Annotated in this window: 17 protein-coding genes and 1 pseudogene; 14 read left to right on the top strand and 4 right to left on the bottom strand. The window is 67.2% G+C overall.

Annotation, left to right across the window (positions count from 1 at the left end; translation table 11 throughout):
* Positions 1-56: 56 nt before the first annotated feature.
* A complete protein-coding gene (gene mdh, locus ABNX41_RS15425) occupies positions 57-1,019 on the bottom strand; it encodes a malate dehydrogenase (RefSeq protein ID WP_438670621.1) in 963 nt (320 codons plus the stop codon).
* Between the two features lie 182 nt (positions 1,020-1,201).
* Between mdh and ABNX41_RS15420 the strand changes: the two genes are divergently transcribed.
* Positions 1,202-1,957, top strand: coding sequence for a sulfite exporter TauE/SafE family protein (locus ABNX41_RS15420; RefSeq protein ID WP_438670620.1), 756 nt, complete (start codon positions 1,202-1,204; stop codon positions 1,955-1,957).
* Positions 1,958-2,051: 94 nt separating this feature from the next.
* Here the strand turns inward: ABNX41_RS15420 and ABNX41_RS15415 are convergent, their stop codons facing one another.
* Positions 2,052-2,243: a CsbD family protein gene (locus ABNX41_RS15415; protein ID WP_438670619.1), complete on the bottom strand. Its 192-nt coding sequence runs from the start codon at positions 2,241-2,243 to the stop codon at positions 2,052-2,054.
* Between the two features lie 192 nt (positions 2,244-2,435).
* Here ABNX41_RS15415 and ABNX41_RS15410 point away from each other — a divergent pair, with 192 nt between their 5' ends.
* From ABNX41_RS15410 to ABNX41_RS15355, 12 genes are all read left to right on the top strand, one after another.
* On the top strand, positions 2,436-3,305 hold the full coding sequence (locus ABNX41_RS15410) for an HpcH/HpaI aldolase/citrate lyase family protein (protein WP_438670618.1): 870 nt from the start codon (positions 2,436-2,438) through the stop codon (positions 3,303-3,305).
* Between the two features lie 115 nt (positions 3,306-3,420).
* A complete protein-coding gene (locus ABNX41_RS15405) occupies positions 3,421-3,987 on the top strand; it encodes an NnrU family protein (RefSeq protein ID WP_438670617.1) in 567 nt (188 codons plus the stop codon).
* A gap of 4 nt (positions 3,988-3,991) precedes the next feature.
* On the top strand, positions 3,992-4,195 hold the full coding sequence (locus ABNX41_RS15400) for a DUF1737 domain-containing protein (RefSeq protein WP_438670616.1): 204 nt from the start codon (positions 3,992-3,994) through the stop codon (positions 4,193-4,195).
* Between the two features lie 61 nt (positions 4,196-4,256).
* Positions 4,257-5,285 (top strand): MaoC family dehydratase, encoded by a 1,029-nt coding sequence (locus tag ABNX41_RS15395; protein WP_438670615.1) that lies wholly within the window; start codon positions 4,257-4,259, stop codon positions 5,283-5,285.
* Positions 5,286-5,561: 276 nt separating this feature from the next.
* Positions 5,562-5,951, top strand: coding sequence for a succinate dehydrogenase, cytochrome b556 subunit (sdhC, locus tag ABNX41_RS15390; protein WP_438670614.1), 390 nt, complete (start codon positions 5,562-5,564; stop codon positions 5,949-5,951).
* 12 nt (positions 5,952-5,963) lie between these two features.
* Positions 5,964-6,335, top strand: a complete 372-nt coding sequence (gene sdhD / locus ABNX41_RS15385) for a succinate dehydrogenase, hydrophobic membrane anchor protein (protein WP_438670613.1) — start codon at positions 5,964-5,966, stop codon at positions 6,333-6,335.
* A 64-nt stretch (positions 6,336-6,399) separates the two neighbouring features.
* Positions 6,400-8,205: a succinate dehydrogenase flavoprotein subunit gene (gene sdhA / locus ABNX41_RS15380; protein ID WP_438670612.1), complete on the top strand. Its 1,806-nt coding sequence runs from the start codon at positions 6,400-6,402 to the stop codon at positions 8,203-8,205.
* On the top strand, positions 8,205-8,531 hold the full coding sequence (locus ABNX41_RS15375; RefSeq protein ID WP_438670611.1) for a hypothetical protein: 327 nt from the start codon (positions 8,205-8,207) through the stop codon (positions 8,529-8,531). Before sdhA ends, ABNX41_RS15375 begins: the two co-directional genes overlap by 1 nt.
* A gap of 3 nt (positions 8,532-8,534) precedes the next feature.
* Complete coding sequence (locus ABNX41_RS15370; RefSeq protein ID WP_438670610.1) at positions 8,535-8,873, top strand: hypothetical protein; 339 nt, start codon at positions 8,535-8,537, stop codon at positions 8,871-8,873.
* Between the two features lie 12 nt (positions 8,874-8,885).
* Positions 8,886-9,176, top strand: a complete 291-nt coding sequence (locus ABNX41_RS15365) for a hypothetical protein (RefSeq protein WP_438670609.1) — start codon at positions 8,886-8,888, stop codon at positions 9,174-9,176.
* 3 nt (positions 9,177-9,179) lie between these two features.
* Entirely contained in the window at positions 9,180-9,959 is a 780-nt protein-coding gene (locus tag ABNX41_RS15360) for a succinate dehydrogenase iron-sulfur subunit (protein WP_438670608.1), read from the top strand.
* 79 nt (positions 9,960-10,038) lie between these two features.
* Positions 10,039-10,275 carry a hypothetical protein gene (locus ABNX41_RS15355; RefSeq protein ID WP_438670607.1) on the top strand — a complete coding sequence of 79 codons (237 nt, stop codon included), beginning with the start codon at positions 10,039-10,041 and terminating at the stop codon, positions 10,273-10,275.
* Here ABNX41_RS15355 and ABNX41_RS15350 read toward each other — a convergent pair.
* Positions 10,242-11,117: a 3-hydroxybutyryl-CoA dehydrogenase gene (locus ABNX41_RS15350; RefSeq protein ID WP_438670606.1), complete on the bottom strand. Its 876-nt coding sequence runs from the start codon at positions 11,115-11,117 to the stop codon at positions 10,242-10,244. The two genes, ABNX41_RS15355 and ABNX41_RS15350, sit on opposite strands and share 34 nt — an antisense overlap.
* Positions 11,118-11,302: 185 nt before the next feature.
* Between ABNX41_RS15350 and ABNX41_RS15345 the strand changes: the two genes are divergently transcribed.
* Positions 11,303-12,103, top strand: a complete 801-nt coding sequence (locus ABNX41_RS15345) for a DUF6473 family protein (protein WP_438670605.1) — start codon at positions 11,303-11,305, stop codon at positions 12,101-12,103.
* A 51-nt stretch (positions 12,104-12,154) separates the two neighbouring features.
* Here ABNX41_RS15345 and ABNX41_RS15340 read toward each other — a convergent pair.
* Positions 12,155-12,303, bottom strand: a pseudogene (locus ABNX41_RS15340) (electron transfer flavoprotein subunit alpha/FixB family protein); the annotation flags it as partial.

The following is a 12,303-nucleotide window of genomic DNA, read 5'->3' as shown; positions in this document are numbered from 1 at the left end:
GCAACGCGCGCGCCCAAGGGCGCGCGCGTCAACTTCGGTCGCCGTCGCCCGGGGTATCAGGCGAGCGTCGGATCGATGCCCTTGCAGGCGCTGACAAGGCCCTTCACCGCGTCGATCGACTTATCAAGCATGGCCTGTTCGTCGCCGTTCAGCTTGATCTCGACCACTTTCTCGATGCCGCCGGCGCCGATGATGGTCGGCACGCCGACATAAAGCCCGTCCAGCCCATAGGCGCCCTTGACGAAGGCGGCGGCGGGCAGAAGGCGCTTCTGGTCCTTGAGATAGGCTTCGGCCATTTCGATTGCCGAGGTGGCGGGCGCATAGAAGGCCGAGCCGGTCTTGAGCAGGCCGACGATCTCGGCGCCACCGTCGCGGGTGCGCTGGACGATGCCGTCAAGACGCTCCTGCGTGGTCCAGCCAAGGTCGACCAGATCCGGCAGCGGGATCCCGGCCACGGTGGAGTAGCGGGTCAGCGGCACCATCGTATCGCCATGCCCGCCCAGCACGAAGGCAGTGACGTCGCGCATCGAGACGTTGAATTCCAGCGACAGGAAGTGGCGGAAGCGCGCGGCGTCGAGGACGCCCGCCATGCCGACGACCTTTTCATGCGGCAGGCCCGAGAATTCACGCAGCGCCCAGACCATCGCGTCAAGCGGGTTGGTGATGCAGATCACGAAGGCGTTCGGCGCATGGGCCTTGATGCCTTCGCCGACCGATTTCATCACCTTGAGGTTGATGCCCAGCAGGTCGTCGCGGCTCATCCCCGGCTTGCGCGGCACGCCGGCGGTCACGATGCAGACATCGGCGCCCGCGATGTCCTCATAGGAATTGGCGCCCTTGAGGCTGGCGTCGAACCCCTCGACCGGGCCGCATTGGGCAAGGTCGAGCGCCTTGCCTTGCGGCACGCCTTCGGAGATGTCGAACAGGACGATATCGCCGAGTTCCTTGGTCGCGGCGAGATGGGCGAGCGTGCCGCCGATCTGGCCTGCGCCGATGAGGGCAATCTTGGGACGTGCCATGGGGGGTCTCCCTATAGGGTCTGAGTCTGCGGGGAGGGGTAGCCCCTTCGCGGCCTTCTGTCCAGCATCCGCACGCTGCGGTATGCGATTGTATGCGGGATTTCGGCCCTTTCGCCGGATCGCGCCAGGGGTTAGCGGTAACGTCGGGCAGGGCGCTGCGGACGGGCCCGGGGGGAAGTGGAATGGAAACGCCGGAATTCTGGACGGCGGCGGTGGTGGCGGCGATCTGCGTCGGCATCGGCAAGGGCGGCATTCCCCTGGTGGGCATGCTGGGGGTGCCGGTCTTCGCGCTGGTGATCTCGCCGGTGGTGGCGGCGGGGATCTTGCTGCCGGTCTTCGTGATCTCGGACATGTTCGGCCTCTGGGCCTATCGCCATGCGCTCGACCGGCGGGTGCTGGCGATCCTGCTGCCGGGGGCGGTGGTCGGCGTGGCGTTCGGCTGGGCGACGGCGCATGTGGTGCCCGAGGCTGCGGTGACGGCGCTGGTCGGGGGGATCGGCGTCTCGTTCGCGCTTTACACGCTGCTGCGGCCGGGCGGGGCGGGCGCGGCGCGTCCCGCCCGGGTGGGGCCGGGGCTCTTCTGGGGCACCCTGGCGGGGTTCACCAGTTTCGTGAGCCATTCGGGCGCGCCGCTCTACCAGATCTACACCCTGCCGCTGCGGCTGGAGAAAACGGTCTTCGCCGGAACCGCGACCGTGTTCTTCGCGGTGATCAATGTGGTGAAGCTGCTGCCCTATTGGCAACTCGGCCAGTTCAGCCCGGGCAATCTGAAACTGGCCTTCGTGCTTGCGGTTCCCGCGGCGATGGCGGTGTTCGCCGGGGTCGCGCTGGTGCGTCGGCTGCCGGAGCGGCTGTTTTTCCGGCTGGTGGTCTGGGCGCTGCTTCTGGTGTCGCTGAAACTTCTGCGCGACGGGGCGGCGGGGCTGGGCTTGATCTGAGGGCCGGGTTCGATCCGGGGGTAAAAGCCAAGGGCGCCCGCAGGGGCGCCCTCTTTATTTCGTAAGTCGTGGCCGGGTAGCCCCGCATCCGGCTTCAGGCCTTGTCGACGACGTTCTTGACGGCGTCCTTGGCCTTGCCCTTGATCTGCTGGCCCTCGCCCTTCACTTCCTGGGCGATGCCCTCGGCTTCCAGCTTTTCGTTGCCGGTGGCGCGGCCGAAGGCTTGCTTGACTTTGCCGGTGGCCTCGTTGGCCACACCCTTGATCCTGTCGCTGGTGCTGCTCATGGCGAGCTCCTTTCACATGTTCACTGGTGAATTGTGCAAGGACAACGCCGCTCCGCCGATCCGGTTCCGAAGTTTTTCGGCCCGGAGGCCGGGTGATCGGGCGCCTTCTTTCCGCGATGCGGCGAAAGTCTCTTGCCGAATGTGCCAATATCGTGCTTTTAGGCGCAATAATATTTCTCAGGAGAAGTCGAGATGGCCCGCCCCTACCGTTCGGTCCTGTATATTCCCGGCTCGAAAGAGCGGGCGCTGGAAAAGGCCCGGGACCTGCCCTGCGACGCCATCATCTTCGATCTGGAAGATGCCGTCGCGCCCGCCGAGAAGCCCGCCGCCCGCGCCCTTGTTGCAAGGGTCCTGGCCGAGGCGGATTTCGGCGCGCGGGCGCGGATCGTGCGGATCAACGGTTTCGACACCGACTGGGGGCGCGCCGATGCCGCCGCCATGGCCGATGCCGTCGCGGCGGGGGCCGGGATCGACGCGGTGCTGGTCCCCAAGGTCAACGGGCCGGGCGATCTGGACGCGGTGGCGGCGCTGGTGCCGGGCGTCGATCTCTGGGCGATGATGGAGACCGGGCTCGGCATGCTCAACGCCGCCGCCATCGCCGCGCATCCCCGGCTGGGCGGCATGGTCATGGGCACCAACGACCTGGCCAAGGAGCTTGGCAGCCGCTTCCGCCCCGACCGGCTGGCGATGCAGGCCGGGCTGGGGCTGTGCCTTCTGGCGGCGCGGGCCCATGGCAGGATCATCGTCGATGGTGTCTACAACGCCTTCAAGGACGACGAGGGGCTTGCCTTCGAATGCGAACAGGGCCGGGACATGGGGTTCGACGGCAAGACGCTGATCCATCCGGCGCAGCTTGCCATCGCCAATGCGGCTTTCGCGCCCTCGACTGACGAGATCGAACTGGCGCGCCGCCAGATCGCCGCCTTCCAGGAGGTCGAGGCCAAGGGCGGCGGGGTCGCGGTGGTCGACGGGCGGATCGTCGAGAACCTCCATGTGGCGACCGCGAAGGCGACACTGGAAAAAGCGGCGGCGATCGCGCAGATGGAGGGGGCGGGGGGCTGATCCCTCCGCCGCCTTGATCCCTCCGCCGCCTTGACCCCGGGGCCGCCCCATTCCAGGGCTGCCCGATTCCCAGGCCGCCTTGTCCCGAGCCAACCTCCTTTCCCCGGAGCCAGCCATGCCCTCCACCCTCGCCATGCCCCTGATCGCGTCCGGCGTCCTTCTCTGGAGCGTGGCGCATCTGCTGCGGCGGATCGCCCCCGGGCTTCGGGCACGGATGGGGCGCGGCGGCGGTCTGGCGTTGACCGGCGCCCTGGGGCTGGCGGGGACGCTTGCCATGGTGGTCGGCTATCGCGCCGCCGGGGGCGAGGTCTATTGGGGCCGCAGCCCGGCGCGGGTGGGGGCGAACAACCTTCTGATGCTGCTGGCGGTCTGGCTTTTCGCCGCGTTGGGGATGAAGACCGCACCCGCGCGCTGGCTGCGCCATCCGATGCTCTGGGGTGTGGTGCTGTGGATGGTGGCGCATCTTCTGGTGAACGGGGACACGCCGTCGTTCCTGCTGTTCGGCGGGATCGGGCTTTGGGCGCTGGTGCAGATGTGGGCGATCAATGCGACGGCGGGCCCCTGGGTGCCGCCCGCGCCCGCGGGCGTGCGGCGCGAGATGCTGGCGCTGATCGGGGCGCTGGCGGTTTACGCGGCGCTTGCCGGGGTGCATTACCTGTTCGGATATGCAGCTTTCGGATGATGGGATGAAACTCTACCGCTTTCTGACCGAGGACGACACTTCCGCCTTCTGCCACAAGGTCTCGGCCGCGCTGGCGAATGGGTGGGAGCTTTACGGCCCGCCGACCTATGCCTTCGATGCGGGCCATGGCGTGATGCGCTGCGGCCAGGCGGTGGTGAAGGAGGTTCCGGGCGAATATGCGCCGGATCTGAAACTGGGCGAGCAATAGCGGATGGCGCCGGAAAGGGGCGACCCGCCCCTTTTGGCCGGTATCGCGGGGGGAAGGGCGGATGAAGACCAATCCGGGACGGTTCTTTGAGGATTACCGCATGGGCGAGGTGATCCGCCATGCGGTGCCGCGCACGGTTTCGGGGGGCGAGCGGGCGCTTTATCACGCGCTTTATCCCGCGCGGGGGGCGCTTTATTCCTCGGACGCCTTCGCGCGCTCCTGCGGGTTGGCGCAAAGCCCGCTCGACGATCTGATCGCCTTCCACACCGTCTTCGGCAAGACCGTGCCGGATGTCAGCCTGAACGCCGTGGCCAATCTGGGCTATGCCGAGGGGCGCTGGCTGAGGCCGGTCTGGCCGGGCGACAGCCTGCGGGCACAATCCGAGGTGATCGGGCTGAAGGAGAATTCCAACGGGCGCTCGGGCGTGGTCTGGGTGCGCACGCGCGGACTGAACCAGCATGACGAGACGGTGCTGGAATATGTCCGCTGGGTGATGGTGCGCAAAAGGCGCGAGACGCCCGCGCCCGCGCCGGTGGTGCCCGCGCTGAAGCCGGCGGTCGAGGCCGCCGATCTCGTAGTGCCCGCGGGGCTGGATTTCAGCGGTTACGATTTCGCGCTCGCGGGCGAGCGTCATCGCTGGGGCGACTATGCCGTGGGCGAGAGGATCGACCATGTCGACGGCGTGACCATCGAGGAGGCCGAGCATATGCTGGCCACCCGGCTGTGGCAGAACACCGCCAAGGTGCATTTCGACGCGACCCATCGCGAGGATGGCCGCCGCCTGATCTATGGCGGCCATGTCATCAGCCTGGCGCGGGCGCTGTCCTTCAACGGCCTCGCCAATGCGCAGATGATGGTCGCGCTGAACGCGGGGGCCCATGCCAATCCCTGTTTCGCGGGCGACACTTTGCGGGCCTGGTCCGAGGTGCTGGACCGCGCCGGGACCGGCGCCCCGGGCGTGGGCGCGCTGCGGCTGAGGCTGGTGGCGGTGAAGGACGGCGCGGCGCCTTTCGCCCTGCGCGGCGAGGACGGGAAATACGCGCCTCCGGTCCTGCTGGATCTGGATTACTGGGCGCTGGTCCCGCTCTGACCCCGGCGATGCCCGGGCCCGGGGGGGCGCCGCGGGTCCCTGACTGGCGGATTTCTTCCGTCGAGGCCGCATGTGATCACACTTTCTCTTGCTGTGATCACATCTGGAGAATAAAAATGTCATCGTTAGCGGGAACGGTGGCAAAAGCGGCACGGACCCCCGTGACTCGGCGGAAAAAGACGCTATGAGAGAACCATATCGAAGCGCGCTCCGCCCGGAAGACCGCCCCGGACACCCCGATTGGGCGGGGCAAGCCAGCGACGAAGGGACAAGTCCATGTCTGCACCGAAGCGGGTCGACCGACCCCTTTCACCGTTCATGATCGGCCCGTATTACCGGCCGCAGATCACCTCGATTTCCTCGATCATGGTCCGCATCACCGGCATCGCGACGCTTGGAACGGTGTTCCTGCTGGTCGCCTGGCTGCTTGCGGCCGCGACCTCGCCCGCCGCCTTCGCCTGGATCGACTGGCTGCTGACCAGCATCCTGGGCGACGTGCTTCTGGCCGCCGCGACCTGGGCGATCTGGTATCATGTGCTGGGGCGCCTGCGTCACCTGATCTGGGATCTTGGTTATTTCGTCGAGGTGAAGGCCAGCGAGACCATGGGCCTGGGCATGTTCATCGGCGCCACGCTGCTGACGCTTGTCACCATCGTCGTGGTCTAAGGAGGGGCAAGGATGCGTTTCATCACCGACCGCAAGCGCGCGCAGGGGCTGGGATCGGCCCGGGCAGGCACCCATCACCACTGGCATATGATGATCAGCTCGGCCGTGCTGGTGGTGCTGGTGCCGCTGTTCGTCTTCACCTTCGGCCTGGGCCTTGGGCGCAGCCATGAGGGCGTTCTGGCCTATTTCGCCCGCCCGTTCCCCGCCATCGTCACCGCCCTGACCCTGATCGCCGTCACCCTGCATTGCAAGAACGAGGCGGTGGAGGCGATCGTGGACTATGTGCATGGCACGGCGGCCAAGCTGCTGATCGTGGCCGTGACGGCCCTGAGCTATGCCCTGATCGTCGCCGGGCTGTTCGCCCTGGTGAAACTGGCCCTGTGAGACATGCCCCGGGGGGCGGCGCGGTGACGCCCGCCCCCGACTGCGCGCGGTAAGGAAAGACGGAATGACTGCTGCATACGAATACGAGACGCATGAATATGACGTCGTGGTCGTCGGCGCCGGCGGCGCGGGCCTGCGCGCGACCCTGGGCATGGCCGAACAGGGGCTGCGCACCGCCTGCGTGACCAAGGTGTTCCCGACCCGCTCGCATACCGTGGCGGCCCAGGGCGGCATCGCGGCCAGCCTTGCCAACATGGGCCCCGACAACTGGCAGTGGCACATGTATGACACGGTCAAGGGCTCGGACTGGCTGGGCGACACCGATGCGATGGAATACCTCGCCCGCTCCGCCCCGGCGGCGGTCTATGAGCTGGAGCATTACGGCGTGCCCTTCTCGCGCACCGAGGAGGGCAAGATCTACCAGCGTCCCTTCGGCGGCCACACGACCGAATTCGGCGAGGGCCCGCCGGTGCAGCGCACCTGTGCCGCCGCCGACCGCACCGGCCACGCCATCCTGCACACGCTCTATGGCCAGTCGCTGAAGAACAACGCCGAGTTCTACATCGAATATTTCGCCATCGACCTGATCATGACCGACGGCGCCTGCACCGGCGTCGTGGCGTGGAAGCTCGACGACGGCACGATCCATGTCTTCAACGCCAAGATGGTGGTGCTGGCGACCGGCGGCTACGGGCGCGCCTATTTCTCGGCCACCTCGGCCCATACCTGCACCGGCGACGGCGGCGGCATGGTGGCGCGGGCGGGCCTGCCGCTGCAGGACATGGAATTCGTGCAGTTCCACCCCACCGGCATCTACGGCTCGGGCTGCCTGATCACCGAGGGCGCGCGCGGCGAGGGCGGCTATCTGACCAACGTCAACGGCGAGCGGTTCATGGAGCGTTACGCGCCCCATTACAAGGATCTCGCGCCGCGCGACTATGTCAGCCGCTGCATGACGATGGAGATCCGCGAGGGCCGCGGCGTGGGCGCGCATGGCGACCACATCCACCTCCACCTCGACCACCTGCCGCGCGAGACGCTGGAGGCCCGCCTGCCCGGCATCACCGAATCGGCGCGGATCTTCGCCGGCGTCGACCTGCACAAGGAACCGATCCCGGTCCTGCCCACCGTGCATTACAACATGGGCGGCGTGCCGACGAACTATTGGGGCGAGGTGCTGAACCCCACCGCCGACAATCCCGATGCCATCTATCCCGGCCTGATGGCCGTGGGCGAGGCCGGCTGCGCGAGCGTTCATGGCGCGAACCGCCTGGGGTCGAATTCGCTGATCGACCTCGTGGTCTTCGGCCGCGCTTCGGCGATCCGCGCGGGCCAGATCGTCGATCCGAAATCGCCGGTGCCCGCGACCAACAAGGCCGAGATCGACCGCATCATGGCCCGGTTCGACGGGCTGCGCCACGCCTCCGGCGCCATCCCCACCGCCGAACTGCGGCTTGAGATGCAGCGCACCATGCAATCCGACGCCGCCGTCTTCCGCACCGCCGAGGTTCTGGCCGAGGGCGAGGTCAAGATGACCGAGATCGCGGGCAAGATGCCCGACCTCAAGGTCACCGACCGCAGCCTTGTGTGGAATTCGGACCTGATGGAGACGCTGGAGCTGACCAACCTGATGCCGAATGCGCTGGCGACGATCTACGGCGCCCATGCCCGCACCGAAAGCCGCGGCGCCCATGCGCATGAGGATCACCCGACCCGCGACGACGTGAACTGGCGCAAGCACACCCTGTCCTGGGTGGATGGCAACAAGGTCCGGCTGGACTATCGCCCGGTGAAGCTCGATCCGCTGACCGTCGAGGCGGAGGGCGGCATCAGCCTCAAGAAGATCGCTCCGGCGGAGCGGAAGTTCTGATGCGGGTCCTGGCGCTTCTCTCGGTCTCGGCTCTGGCGGCCTGCGTGGCGGGCGCGCCCGGGTCGGACGTGCTTGACGCCGCGACGCGCGAACTCGCCCGCAGCGCCGTCAATTCCGAGATGAGCCGCCGCCTGCCGGGGGTGAACGTCCAGCCCTATACCGATTGCGTGATCGACAATTCGACCACGGCGGAGTTGGTGTCGCTGGCCCGGGCGGGGGCGTCCTCGGACCTGTCGCAGGTCGCGGGAACCGTGGGCACGGTCGTCCAGCGCCCCGAGACCAGCCAGTGCCTTTCCACCGCCGCGCTGCGCGGGCTGGGGGGCTGAGGGATGGCGGAACGGGCGCATCTTGCAGGGAGGAGGGGGCTGCTGCTGCTGGCGCCACTGGCGCTTGCGGCCTGCGATCCCCAGCATCTGGCCGACCGCACCGCGCGCAGCATGGCGGCGGATGTGGTCCTGCCGGTGGTCAGCCGCGACCTGCCCGCGGGCCCGGCCCAGGCCGCGACGGAATGCGTGCTGCAAAACGCCGCCCCCGCCGAGATCCGCGCCCTTGCCCGCGACATCGGCGTCGAGGCGGGCAGCCAGACCCGCGAGAATGTCAGGAATATCTCGCTGCGTCCGGGGACCCAGTCCTGCTTTGCCGCCAGCGGCGTGCCGCCGGTGCTCTGAGGGGGGATGTCGATGCGCAAACTGGCTTTCCTTTCGCTTCTTCTCGCCGCCTGCGGCCCGATGACGCTTGAGCGCGCCGAGGCCGAATGCTTTCAGCGCGCCCGCATGGCCGCCGGTCCGACCGGAGAGGTCGGCGTGGGCATCCGCTCGGACGGCACGGCGCGCAGCAAGCTTGACGTTTCCATCTCGTCCGACTGGATCACCGGCAAGGATCCCTCGGCGGTCTACGAGACCTGCGTGATGACGAAATCCGGCGAGGCGCCCCGGCGTCCGCTCTACGACAGACCCGACTGGAAAGGCTGACCCATGGTCCAGTTCTCGCTACCCAAGAATTCGAAGGTTCGGACCGGCAAGACCTGGCCCAAGCCCGAGGGAGCCACGAACATCCGCGCGTTCCGCATCTATCGCTGGAGCCCGGATGACGCTGAAAACCCGCGTGTCGACACCTATTTCCTCGACATGGACAAATGCGGGCCGATGGTTCTTGACGCGCTGATCAAGATCAAGAACGAGATCGACCCGACGCTGACCTTCCGCCGGTCGTGCCGCGAGGGGATCTGCGGCTCCTGCGCGATGAACATCGACGGGATCAACACGCTGGCCTGCATCTATGGCCTGGACGAGATCAAGGGCGACGTGCGGATCTATCCGCTGCCGCATATGGCGGTGGTCAAGGACCTGATCCCCGACCTGACGCATTTCTACGCCCAGCATGCCTCGATCATGCCCTGGCTTGAGACCAAGACCAATACGCCCGCCAAGGAATGGCGCCAGTCGATCGAGGATCGCAAGAAGCTCGACGGTCTTTACGAATGCGTCATGTGCGCCTCGTGCTCGACCTCCTGCCCCAGCTACTGGTGGAATTCGGACAAATATCTCGGCCCGGCGGCGCTGCTCCACGCCTATCGCTGGATCATCGATTCGCGGGACGAGGCGACGGGCGAGCGTCTGGACGAGCTTGAAGATCCGTTCAAGCTTTACCGCTGCCATACGATCATGAACTGCGCCAAGACCTGCCCCAAGGGCCTGAACCCGGCGAAGGCCATCGCCGAGATCAAGAAGCTGATGGTCGATCGCGTCGCCTGATCATGCGCTCGCGTTCCGACGGCCGCCCGGCGCCCTGGCGCGGGCGGCCGTTTTCATTCGGCCCAAAGGGTAGGGCGGCATGCTGATCTTCCTGCCGCTTGGCCTTGCGCTGGTCTTCCTTGGCATGTGGATCCATCGCCGCAGTCACCGGCTCAGCCGCGCCTGCCGCTGGCGCGAGGACCGGCGCGCCGGTCCGGGCCGTTTCCGATGCGCCGCCTGCGGGGTGGAATGCGTCCTGCCGCCGGGGCGGACACCGCGCGACTGCCTGCGCCCGCCGCCGGATCAGCGCGTCGGCACCGGCACCTCGCCGCGATAATCGTAGAAGCCGCGCTGCGTCTTGCGGCCCAGCCAGCCCGCCTCGACATATTTGGTCAGCAGCGGGCAGGGGCGGTATTTGGTATCCGCGAGGCCGTCGTAGAGCACGTTCATGATCGCGAGGCAGGTGTCGAGCCCGATGAAATCCGCCAGTTCCAGCGGCCCCATCGGATGGTTCGCGCCCAGCTTCAGCGATTCGTCGATGCTCTTGACGCTGCCGACGCCTTCATACAGCGTATAGACCGCCTCGTTGATCATCGGGATCAGGATGCGGTTCACGATGAAGGCGGGGAAATCCTCGGCGCTGGCGGCGGTCTTGCCCAGGCGTTCGACCACGCGGTGCAGGGTTTCATAGGTGTCCTGATCGGTGGCGATGCCGCGGATCAGCTCGACAAGCTGCATCACCGGCACCGGGTTCATGAAGTGGAAACCCATGAACTTCTCGGGCCGGTCGGTGCGCGAGGCCAGCCGGGTGATCGAGATCGAGGAGGTGTTCGAGGTCAGGATGGTCCCGGGCTTCAGATGCGGCAGAAGCTCGGCGAAGATCGCCTGTTTCACGGTCTCGCGCTCGGTCGCGGCCTCGATCACCAGATCGGTCGGGCCAAGGTCGGCAAGCGTCGGCGTGGTGCGGATCCGGCCTTGCGCCGCCGCCTTCTCCTCGGCGCTGATCTTGCCGCGCGAAACCTGCCGCTCAAGGTTGCGGTCGATCACGCCAAGGCCCTTTTCCAGGGCCTCGGCGCTGATGTCGTTGAGAAGCACCTCATATCCCGCAAGGGCGAAGACATGGGCGATGCCGTTGCCCATCTGACCCGCGCCCACGATGCCGACCGACTGGATGTCCATCTTCGCCTCTCCTGCTTTGCGGGCGAAGATTAGGCGGGCGGGCGGGGCAGGGCAAGGCTGCGGGCGGCGCTTCGGGCGGGGTCGCGAAACTGTTTCAAGTTTGAACCACTTGCCATGGTTTAGTCATTTGGAAAGGAGTGCGCCGCCATGCTTCCGTCCGGGTGTTGGAAAACTGGTGGTGTGGCATGTCCCTTCTTCGAACGGGCGCGAAGGCGCTCGACCATTCCCCTTGTCGCTACGGGGGCTCCCGCCTGGCGTTTCGCGGGCCGGAGCGCGATCTGGACGGCGATTACATCGTGGTTCTGGGCGGCAGCGAATCCTGCGGGCGCGGCGGGGCCGAACCCTTTGCCGAGCGGATCGGGCGCGAAAGCGGGCTGGGGGTCGCCAATCTCTCCTGCGCGAATGCGGGGCCGGATGTCTGGCTGGCCGACCGCAGGCTGGAATCGGTGATCCGGGGCGCGCATCTGGGCATCGTGCAACTGGTGGGGGCGGTCAATCTGTCGAACGATTTCTATCGGGTCCATCCCCGGCGCAACGACCGCTTCCTTGCCGCGCGGCCGCGCCTGCGGGCGCTTTATCCCGAGGTCGACTTCAGCGAGGTGAATTTCACCGGCCATCTGATGAAGGTTCTGGGACGGCGCGGGCCCGAGCGGTTCGCGCCGGTGCTGGCCGAGCTGAAATCGGTCTGGCTCGCCCGGATGTCGCGGGTGCTGGAGATGCTGCCCCGCCGCAGGCTGCTGCTGTGGGCGGGGATCGCGCCGCCTCCGCTGGATTCCTCTCCGGGCGATCCGTCGGCCGATCCGGCGCTGGTGGATCGCGCCATGGTCGAGGCGCTGGCGGGCCGGGCCGGGGCGCAGGTCGAATATCTGACAGATCCCGGCGCCGGGCGCCCGGTCGATCCCGAATCTGCAGGGGGTTCGCTTGAGGAGGGTTTCCACCGCATGGCCGCCGCGCGGCTGCTGCCGGTCATCGGCCGGATGGTGTGAAAAGGGCGCGCCTCGAGGCGCGCCCTTTCCGCAGGCCCGGGCCCCCTGGGCTCAGAGCTTTTCGGTGATTTCTGGGACGATATTGAAAAGATCCCCGACGATGCCGTAATCTGCGACCTGGAAGATTGGGGCTTCTTCGTCCTTGTTGATGGCGACGATGACCTTGGCGTCCTTCATCCCGGCCAGATGCTGGATCGCGC

Origin of the sequence: Pseudogemmobacter sonorensis, from assembly GCF_042762395.1 — a bacterium.
GTDB classification, from domain to species: Bacteria; Pseudomonadota; Alphaproteobacteria; order Rhodobacterales; family Rhodobacteraceae; genus Pseudogemmobacter; species Pseudogemmobacter sonorensis.
The sequence above is the reverse complement of the archived record's forward strand: the minus strand, read 5'-3'. Positions and strand labels throughout refer to the sequence as shown.

Coding starts and splice junctions, on each gene's coding strand:
- mdh (WP_438670621.1), bottom strand. CDS start 1,019: ATGGCACGTCCCAAGATTGCCCTCATCGGCGCAGGCCAGATCGGCGGC.
- ABNX41_RS15420 (WP_438670620.1), top strand. CDS start 1,202: ATGGAAACGCCGGAATTCTGGACGGCGGCGGTGGTGGCGGCGATCTGC.
- ABNX41_RS15415 (WP_438670619.1), bottom strand. CDS start 2,243: ATGAGCAGCACCAGCGACAGGATCAAGGGTGTGGCCAACGAGGCCACC.
- ABNX41_RS15410 (WP_438670618.1), top strand. CDS start 2,436: ATGGCCCGCCCCTACCGTTCGGTCCTGTATATTCCCGGCTCGAAAGAG.
- ABNX41_RS15405 (WP_438670617.1), top strand. CDS start 3,421: ATGCCCTCCACCCTCGCCATGCCCCTGATCGCGTCCGGCGTCCTTCTC.
- ABNX41_RS15400 (WP_438670616.1), top strand. CDS start 3,992: ATGAAACTCTACCGCTTTCTGACCGAGGACGACACTTCCGCCTTCTGC.
- ABNX41_RS15395 (WP_438670615.1), top strand. CDS start 4,257: ATGAAGACCAATCCGGGACGGTTCTTTGAGGATTACCGCATGGGCGAG.
- sdhC (WP_438670614.1), top strand. CDS start 5,562: ATGTCTGCACCGAAGCGGGTCGACCGACCCCTTTCACCGTTCATGATC.
- sdhD (WP_438670613.1), top strand. CDS start 5,964: ATGCGTTTCATCACCGACCGCAAGCGCGCGCAGGGGCTGGGATCGGCC.
- sdhA (WP_438670612.1), top strand. CDS start 6,400: ATGACTGCTGCATACGAATACGAGACGCATGAATATGACGTCGTGGTC.
- ABNX41_RS15375 (WP_438670611.1), top strand. CDS start 8,205: ATGCGGGTCCTGGCGCTTCTCTCGGTCTCGGCTCTGGCGGCCTGCGTG.
- ABNX41_RS15370 (WP_438670610.1), top strand. CDS start 8,535: ATGGCGGAACGGGCGCATCTTGCAGGGAGGAGGGGGCTGCTGCTGCTG.
- ABNX41_RS15365 (WP_438670609.1), top strand. CDS start 8,886: ATGCGCAAACTGGCTTTCCTTTCGCTTCTTCTCGCCGCCTGCGGCCCG.
- ABNX41_RS15360 (WP_438670608.1), top strand. CDS start 9,180: ATGGTCCAGTTCTCGCTACCCAAGAATTCGAAGGTTCGGACCGGCAAG.
- ABNX41_RS15355 (WP_438670607.1), top strand. CDS start 10,039: ATGCTGATCTTCCTGCCGCTTGGCCTTGCGCTGGTCTTCCTTGGCATG.
- ABNX41_RS15350 (WP_438670606.1), bottom strand. CDS start 11,117: ATGGACATCCAGTCGGTCGGCATCGTGGGCGCGGGTCAGATGGGCAAC.
- ABNX41_RS15345 (WP_438670605.1), top strand. CDS start 11,303: ATGTCCCTTCTTCGAACGGGCGCGAAGGCGCTCGACCATTCCCCTTGT.